Source organism: Halovivax sp., from assembly GCA_007119345.1.
GTDB lineage: Archaea > Halobacteriota > Halobacteria > Halobacteriales > Natrialbaceae > Halovivax.
The window spans coordinates 1-9,710 of sequence record SKPV01000071.1 but is presented as its reverse complement, the minus strand read 5'-3'; the positions used below and the strand labels follow the sequence as shown (position 1 = coordinate 9,710).

General features: G+C 69.2%; 11 protein-coding genes. 6 read left to right on the top strand and 5 right to left on the bottom strand.

Annotated features, from left to right (window positions below; translation table 11 throughout):
• Nucleotides 1-184 precede the first annotated feature (184 nt).
• From QZT59_RS05200 to QZT59_RS05190, 3 genes are all read left to right on the top strand, one after another.
• Nucleotides 185-1,039, top strand: coding sequence for a geranylgeranylglycerol-phosphate geranylgeranyltransferase (locus tag QZT59_RS05200; protein ID WP_290812356.1), 855 nt, complete (start codon nt 185-187; stop codon nt 1,037-1,039).
• A 287-nt stretch (nt 1,040-1,326) separates the two neighbouring features.
• The gene (locus QZT59_RS05195; RefSeq protein ID WP_290812353.1) at nt 1,327-1,950 is read left to right on the top strand and encodes an RAD55 family ATPase; all 624 of its coding nucleotides are present in this window, start codon (nt 1,327-1,329) and stop codon (nt 1,948-1,950) included.
• Between the two features lie 81 nt (nt 1,951-2,031).
• Nucleotides 2,032-2,442, top strand: coding sequence for a CoA-binding protein (locus QZT59_RS05190; RefSeq protein ID WP_290812350.1), 411 nt, complete (start codon nt 2,032-2,034; stop codon nt 2,440-2,442).
• Nucleotides 2,443-2,616: 174 nt separating this feature from the next.
• Here the strand turns inward: QZT59_RS05190 and QZT59_RS05185 are convergent, their stop codons facing one another.
• The gene (locus QZT59_RS05185) at nt 2,617-3,300 is read right to left on the bottom strand and encodes a hypothetical protein (RefSeq protein ID WP_290812347.1); all 684 of its coding nucleotides are present in this window, start codon (nt 3,298-3,300) and stop codon (nt 2,617-2,619) included.
• 212 nt (nt 3,301-3,512) lie between these two features.
• Here QZT59_RS05185 and QZT59_RS05180 point away from each other — a divergent pair, with 212 nt between their 5' ends.
• Complete coding sequence (locus QZT59_RS05180) at nt 3,513-4,496, top strand: PhzF family phenazine biosynthesis protein (RefSeq protein ID WP_290812344.1); 984 nt, start codon at nt 3,513-3,515, stop codon at nt 4,494-4,496.
• Nucleotides 4,497-4,566: 70 nt separating this feature from the next.
• Here the strand turns inward: QZT59_RS05180 and QZT59_RS05175 are convergent, their stop codons facing one another.
• Both QZT59_RS05175 and QZT59_RS05170 read right to left on the bottom strand, forming a co-directional pair.
• Nucleotides 4,567-5,175, bottom strand: coding sequence for a hypothetical protein (locus tag QZT59_RS05175; RefSeq protein WP_290812340.1), 609 nt, complete (start codon nt 5,173-5,175; stop codon nt 4,567-4,569).
• Nucleotides 5,176-5,255: 80 nt separating this feature from the next.
• Nucleotides 5,256-5,780 carry a DUF5817 domain-containing protein gene (locus tag QZT59_RS05170; protein ID WP_290812337.1) on the bottom strand — a complete coding sequence of 175 codons (525 nt, stop codon included), beginning with the start codon at nt 5,778-5,780 and terminating at the stop codon, nt 5,256-5,258.
• Between the two features lie 259 nt (nt 5,781-6,039).
• Here QZT59_RS05170 and QZT59_RS05165 point away from each other — a divergent pair, with 259 nt between their 5' ends.
• Nucleotides 6,040-6,381 (top strand): cupin domain-containing protein, encoded by a 342-nt coding sequence (locus QZT59_RS05165; RefSeq protein WP_290812334.1) that lies wholly within the window; start codon nt 6,040-6,042, stop codon nt 6,379-6,381.
• A 54-nt stretch (nt 6,382-6,435) separates the two neighbouring features.
• Here QZT59_RS05165 and QZT59_RS05160 read toward each other — a convergent pair whose 3' ends face one another.
• Together QZT59_RS05160 and icd are read right to left on the bottom strand one after the other, a co-directional pair.
• The gene (locus QZT59_RS05160; RefSeq protein WP_290812331.1) at nt 6,436-6,753 is read right to left on the bottom strand and encodes a hypothetical protein; all 318 of its coding nucleotides are present in this window, start codon (nt 6,751-6,753) and stop codon (nt 6,436-6,438) included.
• Between the two features lie 286 nt (nt 6,754-7,039).
• Entirely contained in the window at nt 7,040-8,308 is a 1,269-nt protein-coding gene (gene icd, locus QZT59_RS05155; RefSeq protein WP_290812328.1) for an isocitrate dehydrogenase (NADP(+)), read from the bottom strand.
• A gap of 225 nt (nt 8,309-8,533) precedes the next feature.
• Here icd and QZT59_RS05150 point away from each other — a divergent pair, with 225 nt between their 5' ends.
• Nucleotides 8,534-9,484, top strand: a complete 951-nt coding sequence (locus tag QZT59_RS05150) for an isoaspartyl peptidase/L-asparaginase family protein (RefSeq protein ID WP_290812325.1) — start codon at nt 8,534-8,536, stop codon at nt 9,482-9,484.
• The last annotated feature ends 226 nt before the right edge of the window (nt 9,485-9,710 follow it).

The following is a 9,710-nucleotide window of genomic DNA, read 5'->3' as shown; positions in this document are numbered from 1 at the left end:
CGATCCGGTCCTGCGGCGATCCGGTCCTGCGGCGATCGCACGCGGTCGTCTATTTGCCCCGGCCCTGATCAGCCCGATCGAGATTCGCCCCGGCCGCGATCAGCTCCGTTCCCGGCCTACCCAGCGCCGACCTGCACGGACGCGGATCGCACGCTTTATCACGGCCGGTTGAACACTCACCGCCATGACGGCGGTCGAGACGGCGCGCGGGTTGTGGGAGCTGTTGCGGCCAGTGAACTCCTTCGCCGCCGGCGTGTTGACGTTCATCGGCGCGTTCGTCGCTGGCGGAGTGACCGACGCGCTGTACTTCGTGGCGGCCGCGGTCGTAGCCACCTTCTTGGGCACCGGGGCCGGCAACGCGATCAACGACTACTTCGACCGCGAGATCGACGCCCACAACAAGCCGGATCGTCCGATTCCCCGGGGCGCCGTGACCCCGCGTCAGGCGCTGTGGTACTCGATCGCCTGCTTCGTCGGCGCCGTGGCGCTGGCGTTGACGCTGCCGTGGCTCGCGATCGCCATCGCGGTGATCAACCTGGCCGCGCTGGTGAGCTACACGTCGATCTTCAAGGGACTTCCGGGGGCGGGCAACGTGGTCGTCGCCTACCTCGGCGGGTCCACCTTCCTCTTCGGAGCCGCGGCGGTCGGGAACGTCGAACCGGCGATCGTCCTCTTCCTGCTCGCCGCGCTGTCCACGATCAGCCGCGAGATCGTCAAGGACGTCGAGGACGTCGAGGGCGACCGGAAGGAAGGGCTGAACACGCTGCCGATCGCGATCGGCGAGCGACGGGCGCTCTGGGTGGCGGCGGCCGTGCTGGCGGCGGCGATCCTCGCCAGCCCGACGCCGTACTTCCTCGGGCACTTCGAGGAGGCGTACCTGGCGATCGTGATCCCGGCAGCCGCCTACATGGTGTACGCCGCCCGCGAGAGCTTCCGCGATCCGGCCGCGGGGCAGGCACACCTCAAGTACGGGATGTTCCTCGCCGCGGTCGCGTTCATCGTCGGTCGGGCGGCCCTCGTCGTCGGCTCCCCGCTGTAGCGGGCCCGCCCAGAGGTTGCCACGGCTTCCTCTCCCTCCGCCGCGGCTCGCGACCCCTTTGGCTGTGGCTCTCGACTTCCTTCGACGCGGCTCGCAACCTCCCTCCCGAAACCGGCTCGTTCCGGCTCCGATTCCGGCGTCTGCTGCCAATCCCCGAAACAAATCACCGCTGAAGGATGTATGTAATCAAAAGGAATATAACCCGCTCACCGTATGTGTTTCCCATAGTGGGAACGCGTTCGATCGCGATCGTCACGGTGCCCGACGAGAGGATGTGAGAACCTGGCATGTACGACCTCGCCGACGTCCACCCCGCGGACGATATCGACTCCGGCACGAACGTTCTCGTAGCGGGGCCACCGCTGACCGGCAAGCGCGACCTCGCGCTCGACATTCTGGTCAGCGGCGCGAATCGCGACGACGGATCGATCGTCGTGACGACCAAAGACAGCGCCGACAAGGTCCTGAGCGAATTCGACGCCGCCGTCGACGTCTCCGACCCGGACGTCGGTGTGGTCGACTGCGTCACCAAGCAGCGCGGAATCGGAACGATCGACGACGATCCGCGCATCAAGTACGCCTCCTCACCCGTCGACATGACCGGCATCGGGATCAAGCTCTCCGAGTTCCTCCAGGAGTTCTACGAGGCCCGCGGCCTCACGGACAATCGCATCCTGTTGCACTCGATCTCGACGCTGCTGATGTACTCGAACCTCCAGACCGTCTTCCGATTCCTCCACGTCTTCACCGGCCGGATACAGAGCGCCGACGCGCTGGGACTGTGCGTCATCGACTCGACGGCCCACGACGACCAGACGATGAACACGCTGAAGCAGCTGTTCGACGTCGTGATCGAGATCGAAGAGGGCGACGGCGAGGAGCGGGCGATTCGAACGGCGGGCCTCTCCTGACTCCGGAGCGGATCAAAGGACCGGACTCGATTTTCGCGGCGATCCCGACGGTTTAGGTGGCCGGTCCCTGTAGAGTCGGCCATGCCAGTCGAGAGCGACGAGGCGCTCCGGGAGATCCTGGGCCTCCGGACGATCGCCGTCGTCGGCTGTTCGAGCACGCCCGGAAAGGACGCCCACGACGTCCCCCGGTACCTCCGCGAGAACGGCTACGAGATCGTCCCCGTCAATCCGCACGCCGAGGAGATTTTCGGACGCGAGCCGGCGGATTCCCTCGCTGCCGTCGAACAGGAGGTGGACGTGGCCTGCGTCTTCCGACCGAGCGACGAAGTCGCCGACATCGTGGACGAGGCCCTCGATCGGGACGACGTGCGCGTGATCTGGACTCAGCTGGGGATCCGCGACGAGGAGGCGGCGGCGCGCGCCGAGGCCGCCGACAAGACCGTCGTCCAGGACCGCTGCATGCGGGTCGAACACCGTCGGTTGTACGGCTGAGCGATCGAACGGTTCGCGTTGTTCGCCGTCGGCGGGGTGGGTGAGCTGGGGCCCACGACGTCCGGCGAGTGCTGGTCCACGCCGTCCGCCGATGGGTGACCTTTGGCGTCCGCCGATGGCTGACCTACGACCGCCGACGACGATCGACCGATCCGGTCGACGAGGCCGCCGGCCTCAGATCGGCGAGAGCTGGCGAAGCGCCTTCGCGTAGAGGCGCGGCGCCCGTCGCCTGGCACCGGCGAGGGCGTCCTCGAGCGCCGCGGCGCCGTCGGTCGCGACTCCCTCGCCGTGGCCGACGAGGATGCGGTCCGGGTCGAACCCCGAGAGTCGGTCGCGCGGCGGGAACGCCCGGAGCATCGGGTGGACGCCGAGGCGGGCGTCGTCGGTGCGGAAGTACGCGGCGGTGCCGACCGCCTCGGGAACGACGAGGGTCCGCCGCTCGGCGTCGTAGAGGGCGGCCTCTTGCCAGTACGGGCCGTTTTTCACCACGTGGGCGCCCAGGCCGGTGTCCGCGAGCTCGGCGCCGAAGCGAGCGACCGGCGAGTCGAGTTCGTCGCCGACGTCGTCGAACCAGTCGGGGAGGTAGACCGGCACGTCGTGGCGCCGGGCGATCGGATCCGCGTCCCGACGGTGGCGGTCGAACAGGACGACGACGCCGGCGACGTCTCCCAACTCGGCGAGCAGGTCGTCCAGACCCTCGCCGTCGACGGGGTCGATCACCCAGACCTCGCCGTCGACCTCGAGCGCGTGACTGGCCCGTTGCATGGTCTCTTCGGGGTGGGCGATCCAGCTGACGCCGCCGTCGAAACGATCGAACACCCGAACGTCGCTCGCGGACTCGTCAACGCGGAAGGCCATTGTCACCGGTACGTCCAGCGGACCCATAAACGTCGGCTCTCGGGCGAGATTGGCTGGTCCCGGTCGGAAGATCGACCCGCCTTCGCCGATCTGACCCCTTCCGTTCGAACCCGTCGCCGAGCGCGAACGTCGGGGGGTGGACCACTGACCCATGCCGGAGTTGGGGAGGCGGGTCGGTACGACTATAGTCCCCGGCGCCCGTTCGACCGTGCATGAGCGACGGCACACGGACGGTGTCGGTCCGGCTGGTCGACGCATTCGCGGACGAACCGCTCGCCGGGAATCCCGCGGGTGTCGTCCGGGACGCGGACGAACTCGTCGACGAACAGATGCAGGCGATCGCCCGCGAACTTTCCGTGAGCGAGACCGCCTTCCTGTTCGAGAGCGACGAGGCCGACTACCGCATCCGGTACTTCACGCCGACCCGGGAGGTCGACCTCTGCGGGCACGCGACGATCGGTTCCTTCGTCTCGCTGTACGAAGCCGGCGACGTCGACGCGGGGACGACGACGCTAGAGACGAACGTCGGCGTGTTGGACGTCGACGTCGAGGGGGACGGCACGGTCTGGATGTCCCAGGGGGCCCCGACGGTCCGCGAGGTGGACCTCGCGTACGAACGCGTGGCCGAGGCGCTCGGCGTCGAGGTCGCGGCGCTCGAGGGGGTCGGCGAGGACCTCCCGCTGGCGGTCGCCTCCACCGGACTCCCCTTCTTGATCGTGCCGATCGTCTACCTCCAGGACGTCGGCGGCGCGGATCCGGATATGGCGGCGATCGAGTCGCTGGCGGACGAGGTCGACGCGACCGGCGTCTATCTGTTCACCTTCGACGCCCTCGAGGCCGAGTCGACGCTTCACGGGCGAATGTTCGCGCCGGGCGCGGGCATTCAGGAGGATCCGGTGACGGGGACCGCGAGCGGCGCGACGGGTGCGTACCTCAACCGCTTCGGCGCCTTCTCGGGCGGTTCGCCGGAGACCCTGGCGGCCGGAACCGGTGCGGGCGACGTCGGCGTGGCGGTGGCGACCGACGCGGAGGTCCCCGACGAGATGCGGTTCGAGCAGGGCCATTACGTCGATCGACCGGGCTTCGTCCGCGTGCGGGTCGACGGCGAGGTCCGAGTCGGCGGTCGCGGCGTCGTCTCGTTGGACGGCCGACTCGTCGTTCCCCAGGTCGCGGACGACGAGATCCTGGAAGGGTAGCCGGTCGCGGGTGTCGATGCGCTTCGGCCGGTCGCGGGACGGCTGCGGTGGAATTCGCCTTCACCCGTTCTCAGGCGCGGTCGTCGGGTGAACCGATCCGCTCGGTCGTCGAGGTACTCTCCCCGGCGTCGGCGCCGGCGTTCGCAGGTGCGGTCCGCTGGGACGGCGACGACGGGGGTCGACGAGCGCCGCTGGACGAACCGCCCTCGGGACGGCCCTCGGAGGGCGGTGCGGTGCCGGCGCGCCCGTCGGTCTCGTCGTACGACTGGGTGCGATCGCCGTCCTCGAGTCGCTCGACGGCGCGTCGCGTCGCCTCGAGCTCGGACTCCATCTCGGCGAGCCTCCCGTCGAGCGCCTCCAGCACCTCGCTGCGGATCCGCTTCTCGTCGACGGACCGCGCGGATCGCCTCGCGGTCGCGCGCGGGAGCGTCCAGTACAGCGCGAAGGTCTTACCGAACTGCCAGACGAGGAATCCGACGAGCGCGAACGCGAGCAGCGCCGTCGCGTTCGCCGCGGCCGCCGCGCCGGCCGGATCGAGCGGGTCGTTCAGGAACGCCTCGACCGCGCCCCCGAACCCGACCACCATCCCCAGCCCGAACAGGCAGAAGCCGGCGACGAAGGCGGCGGTCGAGATCGCGCGGTGCAGAACCGTCCACCTCAGGGCGTCGATAGGGTTCATGCGCGGGGACATTCAGATCCCGCGGGGATAATCCCTGCGGCGGCGGGACGAGGCCGGCCGAGCGGCTTTCACGCGGGCGGTCAGACGGACCGGTACCGGCCGCCGCTCTCGGAGGCGGCGCCGCTGCGGACCAGCTTTTCCAGGATCCGGCGGGCGGCGTCTCCCGGCACGCCACGCTCGCCGGCGTACTCGACGACCGCCGACTCCGTGGGCCCGTCGAGCTCCCCGAGCGCAGCTTCGACGATTTCTCGACGACTGCCGTGGCGGACCGGCCCGCGCGGGTCACGGTCGCCGGCGTCGGCGATCTCGTCGGCGTCGAGTCCGCTGGCTTCGAGGTACTCCTCGTCGCTCACGACGCCGTCGGCGACCTGCTCGTCGAGGTCCGCGAACGAATCCACCGACGCGAACGCGTCACCTTCCCCCTGGCGGTTCGCGAGCATCGATGCCCGCACTTCGCGCGCGTGGTCCGGATCGTCCGTCTCGACGAACGTCCGCCGCTGCTCGTAGCGCCGTCGGGTTCCACACCGAGGACACTCCGTCGTCTCCGATCGCCCCTCGAGCAACCACAGGTGCGAGCACTCGCCGCAGCCGACGACCGCGTACATGTCCGCACGTCGGGTCGGAACCCAGTTGAACGCGTCGGTGTCGTTGCCGGTTTCCGAAACCGAGTCCGAGCGCGACGCGATGGGCCGTGCCGCACGCGGTGACGGGACGGACGGCGACGCGGTGGGCGCACCGAGTGGTAACGGGGCGGGCGGCGACGCGGTGGGCGCACCGAGCGGTAACGGGATGGACGGAGACGCGATTGCCGGTCGGGTCGCCGCGAACCGCGGCTTTTAGCCACTCCGAGTCGAGAGTCGACCTATGGAGCGCGTCCCGCTCGACGACGTCGATACCGCGGAGGCGGCCGACGGCGTCCACCTGTCGATCACGGCCGGCACCGACTCGATGAACGTCCAGCACTTCGAGATCGAGCCCGGCGCCGCGGTGGAAGAACACAGTCACCCGCACGAACAGACCGGGTTCATCTACGAGGGCGACCTGACGTTCCTCGTCGACGGCGAGGAGATCGTCTGTGGCCCCGGCGACTCGTACGCGATTCCGGGGGACGAGCCCCACGGCGCCGAGAACCGCGGCGATGAGACCGTTCGCGGCGTCGACATTTTCAGCCCGCCGCGGGAGAATCCGAGCTGGCGATCCGGGTGAGCGTCGGGGCCGGCGACGCTCGCGGGCGCCCCAGCCGTCGCGGGATCGTGGCGGTCACCCGAAGAACGAGCCCCCGCGTATCGGGGCGTCGTCCCGAGCGTGCGTCCCGCTCGGTTCGTCGGGCTCGTCGACGCCGCCCGATTCGAGGAACTCCGCGAGTTCGATCGCGTAGCTGGCACACGCGGCGACGGTGTCGTCGTCTTGCATCGCGAACGGCGCCACGACGTGGTCCGGCACGTCCCCGTCGACCCGGTACCGGTTCGACGTCTCGGCGTACTCGGCGATGGTTCGGAGTTCCTCCGGCGAGTGGTCGCCGAATCGTTCCACGAGGAAGTCTGGCACCGCCTCCGGCGGTGTGGGGGCTCGACCCATGCCCTCCACTAACAGTCACCAGAAGAAATAATTTTGGCCAGGTGTTCGTCCTTACGTCGATCGGATAGGGCGTCTCTCCCGCGGTAGCGACTCGGTGCGTCGTCGGCCCGCGCGATCGATCTCGCCGCAGGTGTGATCGGGATCGCATCTGGGCCGTCCGACCTGCGAGCGAACCACGGCGCCCCACCTCGGTAAAATTCGTGTGCGTCGACCACTCGAACGGCCGTCCACGACAGCGTCTCGGCTTCGTCAGAACGCCGGGCGTTCTGACCGTTCGAAAAACTGCCTACGCCAGTTTTTCGACGTTCGCGACGACCTCCTCGGCGAACTCGCTTGTGGCGAGCTTCTCGGCGCCCTCGAGCTGGCGCTCCAGGTCGTAGGTGACCAAGCCCTCCGAGATGGTCTCCTCGACGGCGTCGCGGACGAGGTCGGCGGCGTCGGACCAGCCCATGTACTCGAGCATCATCCGGCCAGAGAGGATCATGGCGGTCGGGTTGACCTTGTCCTGACCCTCGTACTTGGGTGCGGAGCCGTGGACGGGTTCGGCGAGCAGGCGACCGTCGCCGAAGTTGGCGCCGGGCGCGATGCCGAGACCGCCGATCTGGGCGCCGCAGGCGTCGGACATGTAGTCGCCGTTCAGGTTCATCGTCGCGACGACGTCGTACTCGTCGGTGCGGGTCAGAATCTGCTGGAGCATGTTGTCGGCGATGCGGTCGTTGACGACGACGGCGTCCTCGGGCTGCTCGCCGTCGCGCTCCTCCCAGAGGGTGTCCTCGGTGATGACCTCGTCGCCGTACTCCTCTTCGGCGACCTCGTATCCCCAGTCGCGGAACTGCCCTTCGGTGAACTTCATGATGTTGCCCTTGTGGACCAGGGTGACCGAGTCGCGGTCGTGCTCGAGGGCGTAGTCGATGGCGCGGCGGACGAGACGCTTCGTGCCGAACTCCGTGATCGGCTTGACGCCGATACCGACGGGGCCGTCGTGGATGACGCCGGAGGCACCCATCTCGTCTTCGACGAACGCCTTCACCTGCTCGACCTCGTCCGTGCCGGCTTCCCACTCGATACCGGCGTAGACGTCCTCGGTGTTCTCCCGGAAGGTGACCATGTCCATCTTCTCGGGCGCTTTGACCGGCGAGGGGACGCCGTCGAGGTGGTAGGTCGGGCGGACGTTCGCGTACAGGTCGAGCAGCTTGCGCAGGCCGACGTTCAGCGAGCGGAAGCCGGCGCCGACGGGCGTCGTCAGCGGTCCCTTGATCGCGACGCGGTGTTCCTTGATCGCCTCGACGGTGTCGTCAGGCAGGTTCTCGTCGTAGCGCTCGCGAGCGCTCTCGCCCGCGTAGACGCGCATCCAGCTGATCTCGCGGCCGGTGGCCGCCGCGGCGGCCTCGAGCACCTGCTGGGCGGCGGGGCCGACGTCCGAACCGACGCCGTCGCCGTAGATGATGGGGATGATCGGGTTGTCGGGTACCTCGAGCTCGTCTTCGGTCCCGTCGACGAGCGTGATCATCTCGCCGTTTTCGGGGACCTCTACCTTGTCGTAGTCGTAACTCATTTCGTCTGTAGGTCCCGCCGTCGTGCCTAAAAGGCCTACCATTTGGCGCCGAGCGGGTGCAACATTTGCGAACTTCGCCACCGCGACCGAACCCGTTCGCGACTCGCGTCAATCCGGGCTCGGCCGTAATGAACGGGCGGTCCGTTCGGTCGGCGGCGACGCTCGACTCCCGGAAGACGCGTCCCCAATCGTGACGGTTACACTGCCTCGAACGAACGCGATGGTATGCGAGTGATCGTCCACGGCGGTGCGGGCGGCGTTCCCGAGGAACCGGAGTCACGACGGGCCGTACTCGACGAGGCGGCCGAGACGGGCGCGGCGGCGCCGACGCCGCTCGACGCGGTCGAGGAGGCGGTGCGCGTCCTGGAATCCTCGCCGCGGTTCAACGCCGGCGTCGGCGGCGCGGTCCAGAGCGACGGCGAGGTACGAACCGACGCGGGGGTCATGACGGACGACCGCGCCGTCGGCGCGGCCTGCTCGATGCCGGGCGTCGAACACGCCGTCAGCGTCGCCCGCGTCGTCGTGGAGGAGACGCCCCACGGGTTCGTCTCCGGGGAACACGCCGTGGCGCTGGCGGAGGCCTACGGCGTCGAGACCGGGGTCGATCTCTGGTCCGAGCGAACGCGGGAGAAGTGGGCGGAGTTGGATCCGCCTGCGGGCGATCCGGCCGCGCACCTGGCGTGGATTCGCGATCGCTACGGACGGACGGACCCGGACGGACGCGACGAGGAGGGCGAGGCGGATACCCGGGCGGGTGATTCGGAGACTCCTTCCGGCGCACCCGGCGTCGGCGACGCCCACGACCACGACACCGTCGGCGCGGTAGCCGTCGACGGTGAGCGCCTCGCCGCGGCCACCTCGACCGGCGGCCGGTGGTTGGCGCTGGCAGGCCGCGTCGGTGACGTCCCCCAGGTCGGCTCCGGATTCTACTGTTCTCCCGCGGCGGGCGTCAGCGCGACCGGCGCCGGCGAGGATATCGCGCGCGTTACCCTCTCCCGCCGGGTCGCCGGTCACATCGAGCGCGGTCTCGACGCCGAGGCGGCGACCGAACTCGCCATCGAGGAGTTCGGCGAACTGACCGGATCCAGCGCGGGCGTCATCGCGATCGACGCGGAAGGTCGCGTGGGATCCGCCTACAACAGCGACGGGATGCAGACGGCCGTCGCTACCCGTTGACCGGTCGAGGAACGACCCTGGTCGCTCGGCGCGGTCCGGTTCTTCGTCGGCCGACGTCGAACGCCGCCGACTCGTTGCCGGTCGACTGCGTTCGACCATCGTCGAATGGGTGGCCGTCGACCGTCGTCACTCGGTCCCGCAGGAGGGTCCGCGGGTCGTCGGTACTCGGTACTGCCGGGGTACTCGCGGGTAGTCGGTACTCGGTACTGCCGGGGTACTCGCGGGT